This is a genomic window from Neolewinella xylanilytica, from assembly GCF_002934605.1.
In the GTDB taxonomy this organism is placed as follows: domain Bacteria; phylum Bacteroidota; class Bacteroidia; order Chitinophagales; family Saprospiraceae; genus Neolewinella; species Neolewinella xylanilytica.
In genome coordinates this window covers 725607-747612 of the sequence record NZ_PTJC01000006.1, presented here as the reverse complement: position 1 = coordinate 747612, position 22006 = coordinate 725607, and the positions used below count along the sequence as shown (strand labels likewise).

The 22006-nt window shown below is 57.2% G+C and carries 20 protein-coding genes and 1 tRNA gene; 9 read left to right on the top strand and 12 right to left on the bottom strand.

All coding sequences use genetic code 11. The features are described from left to right. Window positions 1-14: 14 nt before the first annotated feature. Entirely contained in the window at window positions 15-1361 is a 1347-nt protein-coding gene (gene argH / locus CLV84_RS12345) for an argininosuccinate lyase (RefSeq protein ID WP_104420097.1), read from the top strand. A 14-nt stretch (window positions 1362-1375) separates the two neighbouring features. On the opposite strand, the gene CLV84_RS12340 is transcribed toward argH, so the two are convergent. Further along, window positions 1376-2563, bottom strand: a complete 1188-nt coding sequence (locus CLV84_RS12340) for a Fic family protein (RefSeq protein WP_104420096.1) — start codon at window positions 2561-2563, stop codon at window positions 1376-1378. Between the two features lie 134 nt (window positions 2564-2697). Between CLV84_RS12340 and CLV84_RS12335 the strand changes: the two genes are divergently transcribed. Both CLV84_RS12335 and CLV84_RS12330 read left to right on the top strand, forming a co-directional pair. After that, window positions 2698-4446 carry an erythromycin esterase family protein gene (locus CLV84_RS12335; RefSeq protein ID WP_104420095.1) on the top strand — a complete coding sequence of 583 codons (1749 nt, stop codon included), beginning with the start codon at window positions 2698-2700 and terminating at the stop codon, window positions 4444-4446. Between the two features lie 304 nt (window positions 4447-4750). Continuing rightward, on the top strand, window positions 4751-5311 hold the full coding sequence (locus CLV84_RS12330) for a sulfotransferase family protein (RefSeq protein ID WP_104420094.1): 561 nt from the start codon (window positions 4751-4753) through the stop codon (window positions 5309-5311). Window positions 5312-5484: 173 nt separating this feature from the next. Here the strand turns inward: CLV84_RS12330 and CLV84_RS12325 are convergent, their stop codons facing one another. The 3 genes from CLV84_RS12325 to CLV84_RS12315 all read right to left on the bottom strand — a co-directional run bounded on the left by CLV84_RS12325 (window position 5485) and on the right by CLV84_RS12315 (window position 10791). Beyond that, window positions 5485-7794: a TonB-dependent receptor gene (locus CLV84_RS12325; protein WP_170067684.1), complete on the bottom strand. Its 2310-nt coding sequence runs from the start codon at window positions 7792-7794 to the stop codon at window positions 5485-5487. A gap of 28 nt (window positions 7795-7822) precedes the next feature. Continuing rightward, window positions 7823-8698, bottom strand: a complete 876-nt coding sequence (locus CLV84_RS12320; RefSeq protein ID WP_170067683.1) for a DUF4249 family protein — start codon at window positions 8696-8698, stop codon at window positions 7823-7825. Window positions 8699-8955: 257 nt separating this feature from the next. Next, complete coding sequence (locus CLV84_RS12315) at window positions 8956-10791, bottom strand: ABC transporter ATP-binding protein (RefSeq protein ID WP_104420091.1); 1836 nt, start codon at window positions 10789-10791, stop codon at window positions 8956-8958. A gap of 112 nt (window positions 10792-10903) precedes the next feature. Between CLV84_RS12315 and CLV84_RS12310 the strand changes: the two genes are divergently transcribed. The 5 genes from CLV84_RS12310 (at window position 10904) to CLV84_RS12290 (ending at window position 16027) form a co-directional block, all read left to right on the top strand. Further along, window positions 10904-11584 (top strand): DUF2461 domain-containing protein, encoded by a 681-nt coding sequence (locus tag CLV84_RS12310; RefSeq protein WP_104420090.1) that lies wholly within the window; start codon window positions 10904-10906, stop codon window positions 11582-11584. Window positions 11585-11586: 2 nt separating this feature from the next. Then, window positions 11587-12720, top strand: a complete 1134-nt coding sequence (locus CLV84_RS12305; protein WP_104420089.1) for a glycosyltransferase family 4 protein — start codon at window positions 11587-11589, stop codon at window positions 12718-12720. Next, the gene (locus CLV84_RS12300; protein WP_104420088.1) at window positions 12717-13838 is read left to right on the top strand and encodes a glycosyltransferase family 4 protein; all 1122 of its coding nucleotides are present in this window, start codon (window positions 12717-12719) and stop codon (window positions 13836-13838) included. Before CLV84_RS12305 ends, CLV84_RS12300 begins: the two co-directional genes overlap by 4 nt. 65 nt (window positions 13839-13903) lie before the next feature. Then, complete coding sequence (locus CLV84_RS12295) at window positions 13904-14683, top strand: 3-keto-disaccharide hydrolase (RefSeq protein ID WP_104420087.1); 780 nt, start codon at window positions 13904-13906, stop codon at window positions 14681-14683. A 30-nt stretch (window positions 14684-14713) separates the two neighbouring features. Beyond that, window positions 14714-16027, top strand: a complete 1314-nt coding sequence (locus CLV84_RS12290) for an MFS transporter (protein WP_104420086.1) — start codon at window positions 14714-14716, stop codon at window positions 16025-16027. A 557-nt stretch (window positions 16028-16584) separates the two neighbouring features. Here CLV84_RS12290 and CLV84_RS12285 read toward each other — a convergent pair. The 6 genes from CLV84_RS12285 to CLV84_RS12260 form a co-directional block, all read right to left on the bottom strand. After that, window positions 16585-17061: an ExbD/TolR family protein gene (locus CLV84_RS12285; protein ID WP_104420085.1), complete on the bottom strand. Its 477-nt coding sequence runs from the start codon at window positions 17059-17061 to the stop codon at window positions 16585-16587. Between the two features lie 109 nt (window positions 17062-17170). Further along, the gene (locus CLV84_RS12280) at window positions 17171-17728 is read right to left on the bottom strand and encodes an ExbD/TolR family protein (RefSeq protein ID WP_104420084.1); all 558 of its coding nucleotides are present in this window, start codon (window positions 17726-17728) and stop codon (window positions 17171-17173) included. A gap of 26 nt (window positions 17729-17754) precedes the next feature. Further along, a complete protein-coding gene (locus CLV84_RS12275) occupies window positions 17755-18261 on the bottom strand; it encodes a hypothetical protein (protein WP_104420083.1) in 507 nt (168 codons plus the stop codon). A 27-nt stretch (window positions 18262-18288) separates the two neighbouring features. Then, complete coding sequence (locus CLV84_RS12270) at window positions 18289-19020, bottom strand: MotA/TolQ/ExbB proton channel family protein (protein ID WP_104420082.1); 732 nt, start codon at window positions 19018-19020, stop codon at window positions 18289-18291. 77 nt (window positions 19021-19097) lie between these two features. Continuing rightward, window positions 19098-19185: transfer RNA gene (locus CLV84_RS12265), tRNA-Ser, on the bottom strand. 279 nt (window positions 19186-19464) lie between these two features. Next, window positions 19465-20256 (bottom strand): TatD family hydrolase, encoded by a 792-nt coding sequence (locus CLV84_RS12260; protein WP_104420081.1) that lies wholly within the window; start codon window positions 20254-20256, stop codon window positions 19465-19467. 50 nt (window positions 20257-20306) lie between these two features. Between CLV84_RS12260 and CLV84_RS12255 the strand changes: the two genes are divergently transcribed. Next, complete coding sequence (locus CLV84_RS12255) at window positions 20307-20954, top strand: ribonuclease H1 domain-containing protein (protein WP_104420080.1); 648 nt, start codon at window positions 20307-20309, stop codon at window positions 20952-20954. Between the two features lie 45 nt (window positions 20955-20999). On the opposite strand, the gene def is transcribed toward CLV84_RS12255, so the two are convergent. Both def and ruvX read right to left on the bottom strand, forming a co-directional pair. Further along, the gene (gene def, locus CLV84_RS12250) at window positions 21000-21557 is read right to left on the bottom strand and encodes a peptide deformylase (protein WP_104420079.1); all 558 of its coding nucleotides are present in this window, start codon (window positions 21555-21557) and stop codon (window positions 21000-21002) included. Window positions 21558-21593: 36 nt separating this feature from the next. Beyond that, entirely contained in the window at window positions 21594-22004 is a 411-nt protein-coding gene (gene ruvX / locus CLV84_RS12245; RefSeq protein ID WP_211295251.1) for a Holliday junction resolvase RuvX, read from the bottom strand. Between the last annotated feature and the right edge of the window lie 2 nt (window positions 22005-22006).

The window sequence follows — 22006 nt, the reverse complement described above, 5'->3', positions numbered from 1 at the left end:
CCCATCTTCGCGGTATGGCTACGAAACTCTGGCAGAAAGACTACCCCCTCGACCAACGCATCGCCGACTTTACCGTTGGCCGCGACCGCGAACTCGATCTGGAACTCGCCCCCTTCGACATCCTCGGTTCCATTGCGCACGTCACCATGCTGGAGGAGGTCGGACTAATCGACGGGGCGGCGGCGCGCAGGTGCCAAGCCAAACTCCGGGAGTTATACACCCAGGCTAATTCGGGTAATTTCACCATCGAAGACGGCATCGAAGACGTCCACAGTCAGGTCGAACTGATGCTGACGCGGGAGTTGGGCGACGACGGCAAGAAAATCCACTCCGGACGCAGCCGCAACGACCAGGTACTGGTGGACCTGCGGCTCTATTTCCGCCATCGTATCCGGGGCATCGTGGAGCAAACCGCCGAGCTGAGTCGTACCCTGACCAACCTCAGCGAGGAGCACAAGGAGAAACTCATTCCCGGCTACACCCACCTCCAGGTGGCGATGGTGAGCAGCTTCGGCTTGTGGTTCGGCGCCTACGGGGAAGCACTGATCGACGACCTGCGCCTATGGAAGGCGGCTTACGACACCGTCGACCAGAATCCGCTGGGTTCGGCGGCCGGCTACGGCAGCAGCTTCCCCCTCGACCGCGACCGCACCACCGAACTGCTGGGCTTCCAGTCGCCGGTGGTCAACGTCGTAGCCGCCCAGATGGGCCGCGGCAAGACCGAACTGACCGTAGCCTTCGCCATCGCCGGACTGGCACAGACCATCGGGAAAATGGCCATGGACGTGTGTCTTTACAGCAGCCAGAACTTCGGTTTCCTACAGCTGCCAAACGACCTCACCACGGGCTCCAGCATCATGCCCCACAAGAAGAACCCCGACGTCTTCGAGCTGCTACGCGGCCGTTGCAACCTCCTCCAGACCCTTCCGGCCCAGATGAGTCAGCTCGTCGGCAACCTGCCCAGTGGTTACCACCGGGATTACCAATTGCTGAAAGAGGCCATCTTCCCCGCCCTCGATCAATTAGAGGACGGACTGGCGATCGCGCTTTATGCCCTCCCGCGGACGGAGGTGCGGGGGCAGGAACTGCCGACCGATCCGCGGTATACCTACCTCTACAGCGTGGAGGCGGTCAACAACCTGGTGTTGGAGGGGATCCCTTTCCGGGATGCGTACCAGCGGGTAGGAGCGGATATCGAGGCGGGTACCTTCCAGCCGCCTACGGACCTAAAGCATACGCACCTGGGCAGCCTCGGTAATTTGGGTAACGACCGGATAAGCGCCAAGCTAACGGACGTCTTAAAGGGGTTCGCCTTCGACCGCGCCGCTGCCCGTTTGCAAGACTTGGCTTCGGGGGAATAAGGGCGTACCGATCGCTACCGCGGATCATCGTCCGGCGTATCCCACTTGGAACCGCCGATGTCTTCGCCGCGGGCAGTGGCTAGCTGAACATCCAGTGCTTCAAGAAGTCGCGCACCGATAAATTCTACTAAAGTTAGGTAGTCTCCTTCATCGGCGGAGGCTAGGGCGCGGTAATACATCAGCCGGTTGGTCACCGGAATGATCGCCACAGGATACCCTGCACGGAGCAAGGCAAAATTCATGACAATACGCCCGATACGCCCGTTTCCGTCATCGAAGGGATGAATGGCTAAGAATTCGTGGTGCAGAATAGCCGCCCGCAGCAGCGGGTGTAGGGTATCTTCACGTTCCACCTCTTCGTACCAATCAAATAGGTCCCGCAGTAATCCGGCTACAGCATTCGGTTCGGCAAAGTAGTGCATCTTGCCGGTGGAAGTCCGAACGTGGTTCGGTTCCCGTTTATAGATCCCCACGTGAATGGTCCGATAAACTTCCCACCCATCCGGGGTGATCGCCCGTTGTGGATAATTCTCCTTCAGCATGATCTGGTGGAACTGTCGTACGTCCGTTTGTCGCAGGGGCCGCTCTCCCTTGACCATATCCAGCATCACGTTTACCGCGTCACGGTGGCCAATGATATCCAGGTGATCTTTCAGTGGCTTGCCCTTAGCCGTGATGCCGTACAGCAGCAGCGTTAGCGTTTCTCCGTAGGTCAGCGTATTTCCCTCGATCGCATTGGAGTTGTAGTTCCAGATGTTCAGGGTTTGCTGCAGGACGTGTTCTTCCATGTTGCGGCTGAAGGGGCGGCGGGAGTCGATGTCGGCTTTCATGGCCGTCGCTTGCTCGAGTACCGGCAAATCCCGTAGATCGGCCCAGTTGACTTTCTGCCGAAGGCGATCTCCGTAGGATTTTTCCGGCTCGTCGACCCGCCCGCCGCCGTCGGGGTACCGGTACGCCTCCCGCCGTTGATCGACAAAGACCAGCATTGGTTCCTTCCCCATGGCATCGGCCAGATGCGCAATGGTGGACAGCTTGGTATCCGTTGGCGCGTTAATGAGTTTTGATACCCGGCCCTTGCTGATACCCAGCCGGCGGGCTAATTCCGTTTGGGTGATGCCTTCGCGCTGTAAAAAGTCTCTGATCTCCTCCGTCACCAAATGATGAAGGTGCTCGGTAAGGGCCGAAGAGGAAGCGGTACGCATAGCTCGAGTTTATCCTTAGCTAAACTACGGCTCAAAAAGTTTCCCTAGAAGGAAACCGCTCGGTCTTTCTGGTCCTTCCCCTTTTTTCCGTAATCCTGTAAGCTTACCTTCATAGGCCACCTACCCTATCTCCCATGCTACGCCATCTGTGTTTTGCCTTAGCAGTTACCACCACTTTCGCCTGTAGCGAAAAGGTCCTGGACGCGGCCGCGGCCACGCCGGCGTCCCAAAGTCTGAACCTGGGCTACGAGCAAGACGCAGGTACGGATACACCCGCGGAATGGTTTGTCGTCCCCCAAGCGGGCTACCAACCTTACGTTTCCGATGCCGGGGTAGCCTATCAAGGCAACCGCTTTCTGTACTTCCAATCGACCTTTCCCGATACCAGCCAGCGGGTAGTCTGCTTCAATTCGTTGCTGTCGGACGTGATACGGGATAGTCTAGAATTATCCTTCATGGTCAAATCGGATGGGGGCAGGAAACTTCGCTACGGGGTGTATTACTATGCCCACGGCGGAGAAGCGGCGCAACCGCCTCGATTGATCCAGGTGGACCAAACGCGCGCCACCAACTGGGAAAAGCAAACCATTGCGATTCCAAAGCGTGACTTACCGGGGAACATCCTCGACTTCGGCCTCTGGATCGCGGGTGCCGGCGAACTATGGCTCGACGACTGGGAGGTGAAAGCAGACGGCATGCCCTACCATGCCGCCGTTCAGCAGCGCATTCCGGCGGTGACCGCAACGGACCTGGCCGAATTGCAGGCCGCCGTGACTCCCCTGCCGGATGGCCCTCCGCACACTTGGAAGCAGGAACCGCACTGGCTATCCGGGGCCGTCGGGGATGCGGATATTGTCCTACTCGGCGAAGCGACCCACGGTACGAAGGACTTTACCGAGTTGCGGACGCAACTGACCAGGTACCTCGTCGAGGAAATGGGATTTATCACCGTGGCCCTGGAAGCTTCCTTACCCGACGTAGATCGATTCAACTCGGCATTGCACAGCGGGCTTGACCAACCGGCCCTCCAAGAACGCATCGCAGAGGACCTGCAATTCTGGATGTACCGTACGTCCGAATACCTGAGCTTCTTTGAATGGTTGGCATCCACCGAACCCGGAAAGGTGCAACTGCGCGGTGTCGATATGCAGGACTATGCCTATGCACTAGGCGTACTGGACACCGAACTGCGCAAATTGAAGAACGACAGGCTCATCGAATTGGTAGATTCTCTGCAACGGCAGATCAATCAGGCGGAAGTGGCTCTTCCCCTCGCGGAAAAACTCCACCGGGAGTTGTCCGCAGGCGACGATCAGGGTGAAGCCTTTCAGCGGAACGTCCGGTATGCATCGATCATCCGGGATGCCCTGTACTGGCGTTCTACTGCTATGACCTCGTCCTTTCGGGATAGCAGCATGGCGGCCAATGCCCGCTGGTTGCAGGATCGATCACCCAACCGGAAGCTGGTTATCTGGGCCAATAACGGACATACCAGATTGACTGGCGGGGCAATGGGGGATTGGCTGAAACGAAGCAGTAACGGTGGCAAGGTATTCAGTGTCGGGCTGGCCTCCGGGCAGGGAAAATACCTGGCCAAAGATTATATCACCCATAATATGGTGCACGATGATCTGAAGCCGGCTCCACCGGACAGTTGGGATTTTTACTTCGCGCAAATGGGAACACCTAACTTTTACCTGGATCTCCGGCGATCGGGGGCGACGGTCAGCCAATATCCCGACCGACGATTCCGTGGCGTGGGAGCCATAGCTACCCCCCACCAGTACTCCCCCGTAAACCTGGCCGATGATTACGACGCGATCATCTACCTGGATGAAACCGAAGCCGCCGTCCCCTACCGGGTCAATACCCCTGCATCGTAACCCACTGCCGCCCCCCCCCGATCGGAAAGCATCCGCGCCGTGGGTTACTTGCGGCCAACCTGATCTCGGTGGTACCGAAGACATCATAAACCGAGAGTGGATACCTTGCACGGCCGGATGGATAGATGTACCATTCTTCGGTAAGGGAGCCTTGGTTTCCAATTACGGCAAACACCGGTAAGCCGATCGGTGTTATTCCATCTTTTCGGTTCGCCCATCGAACCCAGCGGCCACAATCGGCTTATCAAACTACCCGACCACCTAAAATAAACCCTAACCCCCCGATACTTCATTCAGCCTCACTATGAAAATATTTGGAATAGGATTATCCCGCACGGGAACGACCAGCCTCTCCTCCGCACTGGAGCTGCTAGGCTACCGATCCTTTCACTTCCCCTTTATCCGGTCCTTTTTAGGAAAGATCTACATCAAGCAGCAATACCTGGATAACTACGACGCGCTGACGGACACTCCCGTAGCGCTCCTGTATAAAGAGTTAGACAAAAAATATCCGGGATCCAAATTCATCTACACCGTACGGGATATGGACGGGTGGTTGGCCTCCTGTGAAAAGTATCCCGCATTCCATCCCGCCTCCGATTTTTCGGAAAGCAACAAAATTACCGCCCGCCTGCGCCGTCGGCTGTTCGGTAGCGAGTACTTCGACCGGGAGAAATTCAAGGCGGCTTATCTGCGGCACGAATCCGAAGTAATGGAATACTTCAAGGACCGTCCGGAAGACCTCCTGGTACTCAATGTCACCACCGGCGACGGATGGGAACCGCTCTGCCAGTTCCTGGGTAAGGATATCCCCGAAGTGCCCTTCCCCAACAAGAATAAAAAGAAGGCCCCCGCCGCCAATTAGCCAACCGTTAGGGCCACTCGATCGGGCATGCCTACACCTCCTGCAGCTCCACCAATTTCCGGTAAGCCCCACCCCGCTCCAGCAGCTCCCCGTGGGTGCCCCGCTCGATGGTAAGGTTCAGTTTCACGGGATTCATAGCACCTGGGCATATTGATTTCAAAACCGGAGCTACATCAATTGATCACCACCGTGTAACTGATACTGGGCAGAATCGGGAAAAGCGAATAGGTAAGCGCCCGGTAACTGGCAATTGTTACCTCCTGGCCGGTGGCTGCATCAACAACCCGTTGCCGCTGCGGCCGGATCTCGGCGGCGTAGGGATTGGGGCGGTTATAGGTATTGTAAGTGGACAGCGTCAGCCGGTGTTCCCGATTGGCTCGCTTCTTCCCCGTCCAGGATTTGGTGGCGCCCAGGTTCAGTACGTGAAATGGGGGCAGGCGGGCACCGTTATAGTCTCCCCACTGATAGTAGAAGGCGGAAATGGCAACGGGGGCGGTAAAGCGATGACCCGATTGGTAGATAAATGCCAGGTTCAACCGCCAGTTTCGGGGAAGTTTCTGCGAAGCCGTGATGCCGATATCATGGGTACGGTCAAAGGCGAAAGGAAACCACGCTCCGTTGTTTACCTGCGCGTACTGCCGATCCGAGCGGCTCAGGGTGTAGGCTACACTGTAGGAGAACACTTCGGCTTCGCGCTTGACGTATAGCTCCAACCCTTCCACTTTGCCGTTGCCCCCGCCGATGACATTCTCAGGAAAACGCCGTACGAAGTCATCGTCTCGCTCCTCCCCCGGATTCAGGCGGACCAGGTCATCCAGATACTTCCGGAACAGATCGACGGACCATTGCAGTTTTCCGTGCCGGCCGGCTACGCCGACGGCCAGTTGTTCGGAACGCTCCGCGGGAAAACGATCCCCGGCAAGCAAATACAGCTCGTTCGGGAAGATGGCCACCTCCGGCGTAAGTTGGTGGACATACTGTACGTGCCGGTCGTAAGAGCCGTGTATAAAGAACCCACCGACCGGATTGACCGAGAGGCGCAGCCGCGGCTCGACGTTACGGGGCACGGCAAATCCTAATCCGCTCATACGCATACCCACCATCAGCTGGATTCGATCCCGGGCCAGGCGCAGGTCGGCGGATGCATAGGCGGCCAGTTCAACCGTATCCTGTTCTACCTGGCGGGCAAACAGCACCAGTTCCTCATCGGAAATGATTTCGTCGGACACGCTCGCCCGGAACAGGTGACCGTGGGCGGTTAATCCACCATAAGCGTCGAGGTGCGCACCGATGCTGCGGGCGAATTCCGTGTTGAGCGAAACGTCGTTAAGGTCATTGATGAGCAACCGCTTGGCAGCGTCCAGCGGGAAGGACTGTCCGGGCTTCAGAAACTGTTGCTGTCGGTTTTCATACCGGTAGTTGAGGTACTGGGCGGAGTTGGTCCATACACCGCCGCCCGGAGCCCGGTATTGGTGCTTGACGGTAAACGACCGATTCCCCCAGCCAAAATCATTGGTGACCACGTCGATCCCGTAATCCTCCTGGTCCCAGCCATCGTCCCCACTCAGGAAGGCGGAGGCCGTCACGACGTGTCGTCCCGCTTCACGGCGAAACTTCCCTGCGACATCGTAAAGCCCCACGGTGCTGAATGCACCGTGTTCATTGCGCTTGTGGGACCCGGAAGTGCTCAGATTGTAGAGTAAGATCGGATAGGAATACCTGCCATTGAGCAGAAAAGAAGACTTCTCCCCCACCGGACCCTCCAGACCGGCCTGCAGGGTTCCCAGGCCGAGGGTATAGGATTGGGAAAATCGGTCGCGGCGGCCTTCCTTCAGAATCACGTCCACTACGCCGCTGAGACGTCCGCCGTAGCGGGCCGGCACTCCGCCCTTGTAGACGGTGACCGTTTTAGTGGCGAAGGAGGGAAGCGCGGACAGAAATCCGCCAATGTGGTTGACGTTATAAATGCGATTACCATCGACCAGCAGATCCGTTTGGTTTGGATTCCCTCCCCGAATATTGAGGGCTGCCGTGCCCTCGCTGCCTCCGCTTATGCCCGGCAACAGGGTGAGACTCTTAAGCAGGTCGACTTCCCCGAGGATGGCCGGGGTGCGTTCCAGTTCGGCGACCGACGGTCGGAGAACCGTTGCCGAGGGGGCAGGATTAGCGGAAGTAGCCCTCACCTCAACGGTTGGCAAATCGGCGTTAGGAGTCAGGTCAATCCGGTTCGGTCGGTCGGGATCCAACCGCAGCAGCGACAGCGCCCTAGGTTGGTAGCCAACGTAGCTGAAGTACAGCGAGTCACCCGGCCGGATGCTGTCGATGCGTACAGTGAAGTATCCGCTCGCATCGGCGGTCGCGGACGGCAAATTACCGTTGGCGCGAATGCTGGCGAAGGGCAGGCTTTCGTGGGTCAGGCTGTCTCGGACAATGCCCTGCAGGGATTGCTGCCCGAAAAGTATCGTGCCGCAAAAGACGAGCACCAACCCGAAAGTCCACCTTGTGGGTGCTTTACTGCAGGATGAATAGGTCACCGACGTAGTGTTCAAGGATGACGAAATAGCCTAAACCACCGGTCATATTCGTTGGTATGGAGGATGGCGCTCCTGCATATATGCCGGAGACCGTTAGATCCTGTGCGGTCACGGTCTCGTAGAAGCGGAGGTACTCTGCGGGGTACCGCGTAATATTGACGGTAAAGGAACGATCGATCGGAAAGCCTACGGGCCGTTGATCAATGGCCGGTCCGGGTTGCACGAATACCTGCTTCCCTCCCGCAGTATTGAGCGGGATGCGCCAGTCGGCTACGGGGCCATTTATGCCCCACAACCAATCATTATATACACTCCTACTATCCCGAAAATCAAAATCCAGGTACAGATAAAGCAAATCTTCCCGTCCTCCTGTATAATCGTAGTCAATCGCTATTGTATCAATGGTAAGTGCTTTACGCTGCCTGGAGCCCGTTACTGTATCGGTTACCACGGTTTCGATACTCAGATTCTGCAGGTTGCGATTAAAAACTACCGCTTCGCTACTGACGGTAGGAAAACCAGCGGCCTCCACTTCGATGCGGTACACCGCCCCATCTTGTAGCTGCAGCGAGTCCGGGCTGATATGCTTGCTTGCAGAAAATGGACACCGACCACTAGGACCTACTTCACCACAGTTGGATCCGTAAATCAATGAGTAGAGAAGCGTCGTCTCCAGGCTATCGTTTCGGTAGAGCTTTACCATTGCGCTGGGGACGCCGTAATCGATCGTATCTGCATCGAGCGGGAGCAGCTTGCTGATAAATACCTCGGCGGGAGCTCCGTCGATCAGGTAGGCAAGCACCACCAGCTGGGGGTCAACCGGCTCGCTTGGCAGTATGATATCGCGTTCCACGCACCGGGTAAACAGAAGGCCCGCAACTAGCAGCCCCAATATCAGGCTTATCCGCATAGCATAAAAGTCAGGGTGTAGGTGTGCGCGCTTCTGCAAAAAAGAAGAACCGCATAGGTGAAAAATTCGGTCCGAGCAGCAGGACCATTGCAAATTAGCAATAGTTATCTCTTTGGTGATGGAAACGTATTCCCGGCTCCTGAGGTACGTGAAAGAGAACCCGCTAAGTGATATGAAGGTAGGTTTTCGCAGTGCGCCCCCTACACCTCCTGCAGCTCCACCAATTTCCGGTAAGCCCCACCCCGCTCCAGCAGCTCCCCGTGGGTGCCGCGTTCGATGATGCGGCCCTGGTCCATCACCGCGATCAGGTCGGCGTTCTGAATGGTACTAAGGCGGTGGGCGATCACCAGGGCGGTGCGGTTCTGCAGCAGCCGCTGCAGGGCTTCCTGCACCAGCCGCTCCGACTCGCTGTCGAGGGCCGAGGTAGCTTCGTCTAGAATGAGAATATCCGGGTTGCGCAGTACCGCCCGGGCAATGGTGAGCCGTTGCCGTTGGCCGCCGCTGAGCTTGTTCCCCCGGTCGCCGATGTTGGTCTGATACCCCCCGGGGGTAGCCACGATGAAGTCGTGCGCATTGGCAATCCGGGCGGCTTCCTCCACCCGATCGGGCGTCACGTCCGATAGCCCGAAAACGATGTTGTTGTAGATCGAGTCATTGAAAAGAATGGCTTCCTGGCTGACGATACCGAACCGGTTGCGCAATTCCCGGATGGGATAGTCCCGCAGGTCCTTCCCGTCCAGGGTGATGTACCCCGTGGTCGGATCGTAAAAGCGCGGCAGCAGGTCCGCGATGGTGCTCTTCCCTCCCCCGCTGGCTCCGGCCAGGGCAACGATCTTGCCGGTGGGAATAGCCAAATTAATGCCGTGGAGGACATCGATCCCGTCGGGCCGGTAGCGGAAACCGACGTCGTGGAATTGGATTCCGCTTTGCACCTGCGCCCCGTCGCCCACCTTTGGCCGCTCGTTAACGGAAGTCGGAATCAGCAAGGGGTTCTGTACGGCGAGTACCTCTTCCACCCGTTCCAACGCCCCCAACCCCTTTTGCACGTTGTACCAGGCCTTGGAAAAGTTCTTGGCCGGGTCGATCACCATGTAGAAGGCGAAAATGAAGGCGATGAACGTTCCCGCTTCCATGGTGCCCGCGAATACCTGGCGAGAGCCGTAAAGCAGCAGTATTGCTACGGTCGCGATGCCCAGAAACTCCGTTAGCGGACTGGAAAGATCGCGCCGCCACAGCAGCCGGGTCAGGCTGTAGCGGTAGCTGTCGTTCAGCTCGGCAAAGCGGCCCGACTGGTAGCCCTCGGCCCCGAAGGATTTGATGATGCGGAGTCCGCCCAGGCTCTCTTCCGTGCGGCTGACGATTTCGCCCAGTTTCTCCTGTACCACCCCGCTGCTTCGCTTCAGCCGCTTGCCGACCCCGCCGATGACCACCCCGGTAAATACCATCAGGCCGAAAACGAAGAGGGTTAGCGAGGGGCTCACGAAGATCATGAAGGCCAGCGAGCCGATGATGATGAAGGGCTCCCGAAAGATGGCCTCCAGCACGTTCAGAATGCTGCTCTCCACCTCCTGCACGTCGCCGGTGATCCGGCTCAGGAGATTGCCTTTGCGCTCCTCGGTGAAGTAGCCCAGGGGGAGGTGTAAAAGGTGGGTGTAGAGCTCGTTGCGCAGATCGCGGATGATGCCGTTGCGCACCGGAGCCATGAAAAAGAGCGCCAGGTAGCGAAACAGGTTCTTGAGCAAAAAGGAAAGCAGCAGGAAGGCGCAGATGTAGGTGAGGGCCTGCTCCCTGCCCTGCTCCCGTATCCACTGCGTCACGAGGTAGCCGCCGTACTGTTCCAGGTCATCCAGCGAATCAATGGCTTCCGGAGCGGCCAGTACCGGCTCGGTCTGTTCGAACAGCAAGTTGAAAAAGGGCTGAAAGATCGGGATGGACACCACCGTGAACGCCGCCGTCAGCACGTTGCAGGCGATGGCGATCGCCACCAGGCCGCGGTAATTACCCATATAGCCGAGGAGGCGGCGGAAGGAATGCATGGGGCAAAAGTACGGCAGTCTGCCCGTCCGTAGACCCGGATGTCGATGGCCCGGCTTTCCGGAACCCCTTTATCGTTTCCCCCTTCCCCAAAGGACCTTTACCTTGCCGCCGATGAAAGTGCAACGCTCAACCTACGATTTCCTGCGCGACCTGGCGGCCAACAACGACCGCGACTGGTTTACGGACCACAAACCGCGCTACGAGGCCGCGCGGGCGAACGTGTCGGACTTCGCCGAAGCCCTGCTGGAACGCCTCCGGAAGACCGACGTGATCAGCACGGAAAGCGGGCGCAAGTCCCTGTTCCGCATCTACCGGGACGTCCGTTTCAGCAAGAATAAGCTCCCGTACAAAACTAATATCGCCGGGAGCTTCGAGCGCGATGGATTGCTCCGCCGCGGCGGCTATTACTTCTCCCTTTCCCCGGAGCGGAACATGGTCGGTGGTGGCTTCTACGGCATCGAGCGGGACGACCTGAACCGGATCCGGCAGGAGTTGGCGGCGGACGCGGGTGCGCTGCGGGCCATTTTAGCGGACAAGGAATTTGGCAGGCAATTCAGTGCCCTCCGCGGCGAGCAACTTAAAACGGCACCGCAGGGCTACCCCCGGGACCACCCCGATATCGATCTGCTACGCTACAAGCAGTTCTACGCCGCCCGCGAATTCTCCGAAGCCGAGGTACTGGACCCCGGCTTCATCGATCGGGCGGAGGACGTACTTCTGGCCCTTCGCCCCTTCTTCGATTACTTTAGCGAGGTACTAACTACCGATGCTAACGGCGAAAGGCTGGTCTGACGATGCGGCTGGGCTACGATAGCAAACGACTGTTTCGCAACTTTACCGGCTTGGGCAATTACAGCCGTACGACCCTGTGGAACCTGGTTGCGCATTACCCTGACGAAGCTTACCACCTGTATACGCCCCCCTTCGGTGAAAACCCGGTCACGACGCCTTTCCGGACCCTGGCGAACGTGGACGTACACACCGCCCCGTTCAAGTCCACGGCGTCCCTCTGGCGAAGCTATGGTGTAGTCCGGGAGCTGAAACGACACCGTATCGAGCTATACCACGGTTTAAGCCACGAGCTGCCGCTGGGGCTGCAAGCTGCCGGCATTCGATCAGTGGTAACCGTTCACGATTTGATCTTTCGCACCCACCCGCAGCTGTATCCCCTCATTGATCGGACGATCTACCACCTGAAGACCCGTTATGCTTGCCGGACCGCCGATCGGGTGGTGGCGATCAGCGAAGCCACGAAATCTCAGATCGTAGCCGAGTACGGTATCCCCGCCGAAAAGATCGATGTTGTTTACCAAAGCTGTGATCCGCTGTTCTTCGACGATCGGACGGTGGATATGGCCCGGTTGCGGCAGCGCTATACCCTCCCCGACCGGTACCTCCTCTTCGTCGGAAGCATCACCCGCCGGAAGAACCTGGAAATCGTGCTGGAGGCCTACACCCAACTGGATGATCGGCACCGGCTACCCATCATCGTAGTGGGTCGGGGCAGCAAACACCGGGCCGAGTTGGAGCGCCATCGGGCTTTCGGTACCGCCAGTCCTTACCTACACTGGATAGACGACCTGTCCGACGATCTGGCCCTCAAAACCCTCTACCGCAACGCGACGGCCCTGATCTACCCCTCCCTCGCGGAAGGTTTCGGGCTACCGGTCGTGGAAGCGCTGTTGAGCCGTACGCCGGTGATCACTTCCGACCGGTCTTCCCTACCCGAAGCCGGAGGGCCGGACTCGCTCTACATCGATCCCACCGACGCCGCCACGGTAGCCACGGCGGTAGCCCGGCTGCTCGATGACCCCGACTTAGCGCAACAAATGCGGGAAAAGGGGTACCATTACGCCCTAAACCGCTTCGGCCCCACCGCTACCGCTTCCTCGATGATGGGCGTTTACCGTAAAATTCTTGCTAGATGAGTGCCCCCTCGCCTTCGGTGTTGGTCATTTCGGATTACCGCGACAGCCTCAATGCCATCCGCCCCGAGGGGCAATGGTGGATACGGTTGTCCCGAGACTACGGCTACCGGATTACAATAATGACGCCGCGGCGGGACGCCAACTACCTGGAGGAACTGGAAGCCGCCGGCGTACGCATCATCGACTGGCACCCGGAAAGCAAATTCGGCCGCCGGGATAGCGACCGCATCCGCCGTGAACTGGACGAAGGGCACTACGATATGCTCCACCTGTTTAACAGCAAAGCGGTGGCCGCCGGCCTGCGAGCGGCGCGCGGCTGGTCGGGCAAGGTGGCGACCTACCGGGGCTACTGCGGCAACGTACACTGGTGGGACCCGACCGCCTACCTCAAACACCTCAATCCCCGCGTAGACCTCATCACCTGTGTCAGTCAGGCCGTCAAGGACGACCTGGACGGGCAGCTGTTCTTTGATTCCGAGAAGACGGTGGTAGTCAGCAAGGGGCACGATCCCGCGTGGTACGCCGACGTTGCGCCCCTGGACCTGCACCGGGAATTCAATATTCCCGCCGGGCGGCTGGTATTGATCGTCGTGGCGAACGGGCGAACGATGAAGGGGATGGAGTACCTCGGTACCGCTATTCGCCGATTGCCCGCCGAAATGCCCCTTCACCTGCTCTTCGTGGGCCGTGACCTGGACAACAACGACCTGCGGGCGGACCTGGCCGACAGCCCCTACCACGATGAGGAAGATTTCACCTTCGCCGGCTGGCGGCCGGACGTGCTTCGCCTGATCGCCGCCGCGGATATGAGTTTACTCCCCAGCGTGAAGGGCGAGGGACTGAGTAAAGTACTGCTGGAATCGATGTTCCTCGGGCGGCCAACGATCATGACGGACATTGGCGGGAATCGCGGCCTCGGCATCGATGGGGAAACGGCCCTCATCGTTCCGCCCCGGGACGAATACGCCCTGGTGGAGGCCATTGTCCGGCTCGTCGAAGACAGCAGCCTGCGCGAGCAATTAGGCCCGGCGGGGGCGGCCTTCGTGTCCCGACATTACCGGAGCGAGCAGTCGGCGCGGGATCTGGACCGGGCGTACCGACGCTTACTGGTGCAGTAAGCGGGTCCAAAGCCGGTTTTCGCATTTCATGCTTGCTGCTTACCTTAGGCCATTAAACTACGATCATGTATAAGCCATACCTCAGTGCCTTCTGCGCACTGACCTTGTTAGCCTGCGGTGACAATGTCAACCGGCTGGAATCGGGTGAACAGTCCGGGACCGCCGAAGAACTCGCCCGCACGGAGCAGCCCTCCGACCATGCCGGGGGCGACTGGACTAATTTGCTCGTCGACGGCGATTTGGAGCCCTGGCATTCCTACAACCAGGATGCAGCGGGAAGCGCCTGGAAAGTTGATGATGCAGGGGTACTTTACCTCGATACTTCCAACAAGGGAGAGCACGGCGTAGTGGGCGGTGGCGACCTGACCACCGATGAAAGCTATTCCAACTACGAACTAGAGCTGGAGTGGAAGATCGGGGAATGCGGGAACAGCGGACTCATTTACAACGTGAAGGAAAGCGCCGACCTCGAATCATCCTACTATACCGGTCCGGAAATGCAGATCCTGGATGACAGCTGCCACCCCGATGCCAAGATCGTGACCCACCGCTCCGGCGATCTCTACGACATGATCACCGCAGACCCCGTGAACGTCAAGCCGGCCGGAGAATGGAACAGCATCCGCCTGGTGGTCACCGACGGGCACGTGGAACAGTGGCAGAACGGGGAACTGGTCGTAGCCTACGACAATACCGGAGACGAATGGGACGCCATGATCGCCGAATCCAAGTTCAAAAACTGGGAGCAGTTCGGCCAGTATACTTCCGGCAAGATCAGCCTGCAGGACCACGGCGACCCGGTGTGGTTCCGGAACATTCGCATCCGCCAGCTGGATGCCAAATAACAACTACTCTCAAACTTAAAGTACCACATCATGTACGTAGACTCCAACGATGGAGGCGTAGCCAAGGCTGCGACCCGGCAATATAAAATTCCCGAAAATCGGGACAAACTCTTTCTGGCCAGCTGTATAGCACTGATCGTCACCTCCATGACCTTTGCCATTCGGGCGGGTATTTTGACGGATCTGGCCCGGGATTTTGGCCTAGCGGACAGTCAGCTCGGCTGGATTAACTCCATGGCTTTCTACGGATTTCCGATCGCCATGTTGGTGGGGGGTGCCGTTTACAATAAAGTCGGACCGAAGAATCTTCTAATCATGGCCTTCATCAGCCATATGATTGGATTGGTCCTGACGATGTTGGCCGGCGGATTTTGGGGACTGATCATTTCGACCTTCTTTATCGGGTTCGCCAACGGGTCGGTCGAAGCAGCCTGCAACCCTTTGATTGCGGACATGTATCCGGACAAGCAAACCAGCATGTTGAACAAGTTCCACGTTTGGTTTCCCGGCGGTACGGTGATTGGTTCGCTTATTGCTTTTGCGCTGACGGGCATCGTGGGATGGCAAATCCTGATCGCTACGATGATCATTCCCACTATCATCTACGGGGTTATGGTATTCGGACAAAAGTTCCCGAAGACCGAGAACCTCGTCGGAGACATGACTACCAACCTTTCCGGCATCTTCACTTTTCTATTTATCGCGGTAGCGCTCATTATGACGATGACGGCTACTACTGAGTTTGGGGCCACCCAGTGGGTGGAGCGCATCTTAGGTAACGCCGGAGCAAACGCCATGCTGCTGCTGGCCATGACAGCGGGAATTATGGCCACCGGCCGCTTTTTCGCCGGTCCGTTAATCCATCGGTTCAATTCGGTAGGCGTCTTGATTGCCTCGGCCGTTCTCTCCGCCGCCGGTCTTTACATGCTGAGCATGGTTACCGGCCCGATGGTCTACGTCGGCACCGCCGTATTCGCCCTGGGTCTATGTTACTTCTGGCCGACTATGTTGGGTTTCACCGCGGAATATATCCCTAAGTCCGGCGCGCTCGGTCTATCCCTAATTGGCGGAGCGGGCATGCTCGGAGCCGGTATCTGGAACCCCATCATTGGTGGCTGGATCGACAGCGGACGGCAGGAAGCTTACGCCAGGGGCCTCGAGGGGGCAGCTGCGGAGCTGGCCACCGGCCAGGAGACACTAGGGTCAATCGCGATCTTTCCGACGATCCTGATTCCCATATTCATCATCCTGTACATCTACATCAAACGACAGAAGGGCGAAGTGCCGGCGGACGAAGCCGTACTGAATCCGGATGCCATGTCCGCACCCGGGTCCGCTCGTTAAGGATAAGTTCGGAGCCTCCTCTCCCCTGTTTGGTTGTTCGACGTCTGAAGACCGATACCAGCCCGCTCGGATGTTAGCATCCGAGCGGGCTTTCTTTTGCCAGTTTCAGAAGCCGTCAGCTTGGCTCTTTGAACCGGACACGACGGACAAAGCCGGGTTCGCATCCCGCATTCCGGACCGAGATAGCAATCCACGGTCGAGCACCAGCCGGGCCTAGATAGCGACCCACTTCGTTCGACTTGCGGATGCAGTAGCAATTCGAGACAATCCGTGGTCGAGCGGCCATCCGGCCGAGATAGCAACTCCCTGCTCTCGACCTGGAACGTCTCGCCCCGGGAATCTGGCGGCGAACCTAAATATGCCAAGGTTGGGTGCCTTCCAGACCCAGACACCTCGCTGGCTACATCGCCTAGAGGGGTGAAGAAGTAGCCTAATGTAGGGCTATCGGCTATCAGGAAGCGATTGACCCGATCCAAAACAAGCGCGCCGCTTCCCCGTGTGGGAAAGCGGCGCGTGTTGAATAGGTACGGCTGGTAGTAGCCTAGCCGATAGTAACGTTAATCCAGCGCGTCGGTACGCGTGCCGGCGGAGTAGTTAATCTTTAGCTGGTTGCTTTTACGCAGCTTGGTTTTGACGTCCTGAACGATACCCATCGTCACCTCGCCGTCCACCCGTAGGGAGGAAGTGATGCGAGAGCGCTTGGCTTCCGGCAGCTTCACTTTGTGTTGTTCGAGGAACAGGGGAATGTCGTCGACGGTGGAGATCTTATCCCCTAATTGGATACGGGGAGAGGTGCCGTAGACGCTCTGGAACTGGGTGGTGGGGCGGCCAATGTAGATGTAGTTGACCAGTGACTTTTCGTCGAGTTTCGTTAGCTGGGTTGCTTCGGGGGTGTTGACCTGTAACTTGAGATCGGAGTCCCGAAGTACGGTTACCATCATGAAGAAGAAAAGCAGCATGAAGATGATATCGGGCAAGGAGGCCGTGGAGATCGCGGGAGAGGACTTACCGCGCTTTTTACTGAACTTAGCCATGGTAGAGGTTTAATTTTTATCGGTGCTATTAGACAGATGCAACCGGGAGCCGGTTTGGTGGGTAAAAGAAAACGGGCCGGCCAGGATCTGACCGGCCCGCGGGTTAAACCTAGTTTTCTTCACCAAAGTTGGTAGGCTCGGCTTCGGAGAGAACCATGGGTATCTCATCACGGATAGCTTTACGCTGCGCAAAGGGCATCTCTTCGGAGTAGGGCTCACCGTAGCGCCGCTGGGACAATTCGCTCCAGAGCTCGTCGTAAGCACCCTTCAGCTCGTTGTAGACGGCCAGGTAGGTATCGTAATCCGTACCCCGGTCGTTCTTCAAGGAAATGATCGCGTTCTTAGGTCCTTCGGCAAGATCGGGGCGGTTGGCAGGGTTCATGATGAACTCTTTGGCGCGCTCCCGCAGCTCGCCGATGCGGGCGGGCTCGTCGCGCACCAGCAATTGGTTATCGGCGTTGACGAGAACCGAAAAGACGTTGCGTTCCTTCAGCTTGGTAATATCGGGCTCCTCATCCGACCACGGCGGCAACTTGACGAGGATACCTTTGTCTTCAGCGATGGTAGTGGTGACCAGGAAGAAGATCAGCAGCAGGAAGGCGATGTCCGCCATCGAGCCTGCATTGATCTCGTTATTCATCCGGTCTCTCGTTTTGGTCTTAGCCATGATCTTAGTGTTTGTTGAGGGTTGGATTATTTAAACAGTCCCCGGATACCGAACACGATCAGCGTCAGGATAGCCAGGCCGATCATCACCACGGCGGTGATAATGGATCCACTGATAAATTTGAGGTTTCCTGGAGTAATGGTCGCTTCCTGCGAGGTCTCAAACTTCTCGATGGCATTGGCGATCTCGGGGTCGGTTACCTCACCGCTAGCCGTGGAGTAGCCAATGAAAAGGATCAGCAGCAACACCACCAGTCCGGCGATACCCTTCAGCGAACCCTTGGGATTACTGGCCATCTGAACTACCCCGAAAATCACCGCAACGATGAAGGCCAGGGCGGTAAGGATAACGGAAATGTATATTCCGAAATTGAAGATGCCCGTCTCGTAAGCTTCCGGCGACTTATCATTAGCCAGGAGCATGTCCAGGGTAGTTTCGTCAGCGGAAAAGATCGAAGCAAGGAAGATAATCGTAATCAGCACTCCAATCCCGAAAGCCAGCGCTTGGCCGTATTTGTTCAAAAATGAATACATATTTGATTGGATTTTGCGAGTGGCAGATTATACGCGGGGACGGGTCGTAGTCGTGAAGGTGTTGTTGGTCGCCATGATGTCTACCAGGGCAATGGAAGCGTCTTCCATACGGTTAACAATACCATCGATCTTATTGACGATGTAGTTATACAGGATTTGTAGGATAATGGCAACTACCAGACCGAATACCGTCGTAAGCAGGGCCACTTTAATACCACCGGCTACAACCGCGGGGCTAAGGTCACCTACCGTTTCGATACGGTTAAAGGCCTGGATCATACCGATTACCGTACCCATGAAGCCAAGCATCGGGGCAATGGCGATGAAGAGCGAGATCCAAACGAGGCCGCGTTCCAGCAAACCCATTTGTACGGAACCGTAGCTTACGATGGCCTTCTCTACGGCATCGGGGCCTTCACTGCTGTGACGCAGTCCTTCGTAAAGGACGCTGGCGGTGGGGCCGGGGGTGGACTTTGCAACCTCCTTAGCACCTTCGACGTCACCGGCTTCGAGCCGCTCACCGATGCGCGAAAGCAACTTGTCGGTATTGGTAGAGGCAAGGTTAAGCGTGATGATCCGCTCGATGCAGAAAGCAAGGCCAAGGATAAGACAGATCAGTACGATTGCCATGAAGCGCCAGTCTCCATCGATGAACTGCTTCTTCAAGACCTGGAATCCTTCGGAATCCTGGGCTGCCAGATCAGCGGCAGAAAAGGCTACCAGCGAAAGAACCGCCAGTGTTTTAAATAAATGTCGCATAGCCGTATTTGAGGTTTAACGAATAATTTGCGTGATGATAAGCTGAAGACACCACACCGAACCGGTGCGGGGTGCTGCGGAGAAGAAGGGATTCGAACCCTCGATACGGGGTTACCGTATATACGCTTTCCAGGCGTACCTCTTCAACCACTCGAGCACTTCTCCGTATAAATTTTCAATCGCTGACCGCCATCCATTGATGGGTCACTGAAAGTAGACCGGTGTAGAGGTTGGCGTTTCCATTCTAAATAATGGACTTTTCTTCCCCCTCTCCGCTACGACTTTGGCCCAAGATAGCTTTCTCCGTTGAGAAAAGCGGCGACGGAAGCCCTAGCCAAGAACCGCGGTCGCAGACGCAAAAATTGTAAAAACGTTCAACAAAACAAAATTTTTATCTGCCTCCCGGAAAATAAGCTACCCCATTTATGCGTAAACAGCAGCTAGTCAACCGGCATCGCGCATCGGAAATCGATCCAGGTCGAATAGCCGACGGGCATTGGTGGTGGTTAGCCGGGCAATCTCCTCCGGCGGGGCCTCCCAGGCCGCCGCAATTTGCCGGGCAACCAGGGGAAGATAAGCGCTTTCGTTCCGCTTCCCCCGGTAAGGAGATGGCGCAAGATAAGGTGCGTCGGTCTCTAATACTACCCGATCCCGGGGCATCCACTGAATTACCTCCTGTATTCCACCGTTTTTAAACGTTGCCACCCCTCCGATACCCAGGTAAAACCCTAAGTCAACCGCGCGGCGTGCTTGGCTGACGTCCCCCGTGAAGCAATGAAAAACGCCCCTCAGCTTGGGATTGCCTATACCCTCAAGGATTTCCAGCAAGTTGTCTATGGCATTCCTCGCGTGAATACTGATGGGCAGATCGTACGCAATGGCCCACTCGCACTGACGAAGGAAGGCCTCTTCCTGTTGCCGCTGGAAACTTGCGTCCCAGTAAAGGTCCATACCGATTTCCCCAATCGCGACCCAGGGCCTGGCTGACAAGTAGCGTTCTACCGCTGCCAGCTCTTCCTCGAAATCGTCCTGTACACTCACCGGGTGTAGCCCGATCATCGCAAGGCAAAAATCCGGGTACGCTGCCTCCAGCGCCAGCATGGCCTCGTGGCTTCCGCGGTCAATGGCGGGCAACAGCACCCGTTGAATGCCCGCCTGCTTGGCCCGGACGATCATTTCCGGTCGGTCATGGTCGAATTTCGGACTGTACAGGTGGGTGTGCGTATCAATGAACATTTGCGAGTAGATGCCTTCCCGGCTTAACTTTGGTGTATACCTTCACGCCTATGGCGAAAAAGAAATATTACGTCGTCTGGATGGGTCACCGGCCGGGAGTTTACACCGACTGGGAATCTGCCAAGCAACAGATCGAGGGTTACAAAGGTGCGAAGTATAAAGGTTTTCCCGACCCCGCGCAGGCCGAAGCCGCCTTTCGCAAGGGATTCGGATCGTATCTCCAAAAAAGCATCGGTACCGGCACTAAGAAAGGATCCGGTTCCCGGGGCTCGTCCTTCCCCAGCACCGATAAGATCGTCGGAAAAAGCATCAGCGTCGATGCCGCCTGCTCCGGAAACCCCGGGCGCATGGAATACCAGGGAGTGACCACCACTTCGGGCCAACGCCTCTTCCACCGGGCTTTTCCCTTAGGAACCAATAATATCGGGGAATTTCTGGCGCTCGTCCACGCCCTGGCCTTCCTGCAAAAGCAGGCGCAACCCGATCTGCCCATCTATACCGATTCTAAAATCGCCATGGGCTGGATACGGAAGGGAAAGTGTAAGACTACCCTAGCCCGAAATGCGAAAACCGCCGAACTGTACGACCTCATCGACCGCGCGGAGGCCTGGCTAAAGGCCAACACCATCACCAACCCCGTCTACAAATGGAAAACGGAGGTTTGGGGCGAGATTCCCGCCGACTTTGGCAGAAAATAACCTGGCTACGCGAGCGAAGCGAGCCTCTAAAGCAGCGAGCCCCCCCTACCCCCGAATAAACTTCATCCGGTACTTCAGCTCAATATCCCCCTTCCGGATCTTAGCCAGCCTGCGCTTCACCATTCGCTTCTTCAGCGGCGACAACAGTTCGGTGAACAGAATGCCGTCGATGTGGTCGTACTCGTGCTGAATGACGCGGGCGTTCATACCGGTAAAGGTCCGGGTGTGTTGCTGGAAGCTTTCGTCCTGGTACGTGATGGTAATTTCTTCGGGGCGGTCTACGTCACCGGACACGTCGGGGATACTCAGACAGCCCTCGGAATAGCTGCAATCCGCACCGGCTTCCTCGATAATCTCGGCGTTGATGAATACCGAGCGGATGCCCTTATCTGCTTCCCCTTCGGCCTGCATTGGCGCGCTATCCACTACGAAGAGGCGAATGCTTTTCCCAATCTGGGGGGCAGCCAGGCCAACACCGTTGGCTTCTTCCATCGTCTCCCACATGTCGGCAATCAATTGCTCCAACCCGGGGTAATCCTTATCGATGGGCTCGGCCACCTGCTTCAGTACCGGTTGCCCGTAGGCGTAGATCGGTAAAATCATTTTCTATAGTTTGTATTAGGGCGGTGTGCGCCAAAGCTAATTTCTTTCTTCAAGAAAGTCCTGGAGAATAAGGGTAGCGGCGATCCGGTCGACTTCGGATTTATCCCGGCGTCGCTTTTTCTTCATACCCATGGCCAGCATGCTCTCCCGCGCCCGCCGACTGCTTAAAAACTCATCCTGTCGGTGAAGCCGGAGCTCCGGAAAGCGCTTGGCGACCTTGCGTTCGAATCCTACGATCTCTTTCTGGATGGGATTGGCGGACCGGTCTTCGGTCAGCGATTCCCCCACCACGAGATCGCTGACCTCCTCCCGGTCGAGGTAATCCGTCAACCAGTCCAGCAGCTGGTGGGTAGGCACCGTCATCAGCCCCGTGGCAATCAGTTGCAACGGATCAGTTACGGCTACTCCGCACTTCTTCCTTCCGTAATCGATGCCGAGGATGCGCATTG

Coding starts and splice junctions, on each gene's coding strand:
- CLV84_RS12280 (WP_104420084.1), bottom strand. CDS start 17,728: ATGGCTAAGACCAAAACGAGAGACCGGATGAATAACGAGATCAATGCA.
- CLV84_RS12285 (WP_104420085.1), bottom strand. CDS start 17,061: ATGGCTAAGTTCAGTAAAAAGCGCGGTAAGTCCTCTCCCGCGATCTCC.
- CLV84_RS12335 (WP_104420095.1), top strand. CDS start 2,698: ATGCTACGCCATCTGTGTTTTGCCTTAGCAGTTACCACCACTTTCGCC.
- CLV84_RS12330 (WP_104420094.1), top strand. CDS start 4,751: ATGAAAATATTTGGAATAGGATTATCCCGCACGGGAACGACCAGCCTC.
- def (WP_104420079.1), bottom strand. CDS start 21,557: ATGATTTTACCGATCTACGCCTACGGGCAACCGGTACTGAAGCAGGTG.
- CLV84_RS12305 (WP_104420089.1), top strand. CDS start 11,587: ATGCGGCTGGGCTACGATAGCAAACGACTGTTTCGCAACTTTACCGGC.
- CLV84_RS12260 (WP_104420081.1), bottom strand. CDS start 20,256: ATGTTCATTGATACGCACACCCACCTGTACAGTCCGAAATTCGACCAT.
- argH (WP_104420097.1), top strand. CDS start 15: ATGGCTACGAAACTCTGGCAGAAAGACTACCCCCTCGACCAACGCATC.
- ruvX (WP_211295251.1), bottom strand. CDS start 22,004: ATGCGCATCCTCGGCATCGATTACGGAAGGAAGAAGTGCGGAGTAGCC.
- CLV84_RS12310 (WP_104420090.1), top strand. CDS start 10,904: ATGAAAGTGCAACGCTCAACCTACGATTTCCTGCGCGACCTGGCGGCC.
- CLV84_RS12275 (WP_104420083.1), bottom strand. CDS start 18,261: ATGTATTCATTTTTGAACAAATACGGCCAAGCGCTGGCTTTCGGGATT.
- CLV84_RS12340 (WP_104420096.1), bottom strand. CDS start 2,563: ATGCGTACCGCTTCCTCTTCGGCCCTTACCGAGCACCTTCATCATTTG.
- CLV84_RS12315 (WP_104420091.1), bottom strand. CDS start 10,791: ATGCATTCCTTCCGCCGCCTCCTCGGCTATATGGGTAATTACCGCGGC.
- CLV84_RS12300 (WP_104420088.1), top strand. CDS start 12,717: ATGAGTGCCCCCTCGCCTTCGGTGTTGGTCATTTCGGATTACCGCGAC.
- CLV84_RS12270 (WP_104420082.1), bottom strand. CDS start 19,020: ATGCGACATTTATTTAAAACACTGGCGGTTCTTTCGCTGGTAGCCTTT.
- CLV84_RS12290 (WP_104420086.1), top strand. CDS start 14,714: ATGTACGTAGACTCCAACGATGGAGGCGTAGCCAAGGCTGCGACCCGG.
- CLV84_RS12255 (WP_104420080.1), top strand. CDS start 20,307: ATGGCGAAAAAGAAATATTACGTCGTCTGGATGGGTCACCGGCCGGGA.
- CLV84_RS12295 (WP_104420087.1), top strand. CDS start 13,904: ATGTATAAGCCATACCTCAGTGCCTTCTGCGCACTGACCTTGTTAGCC.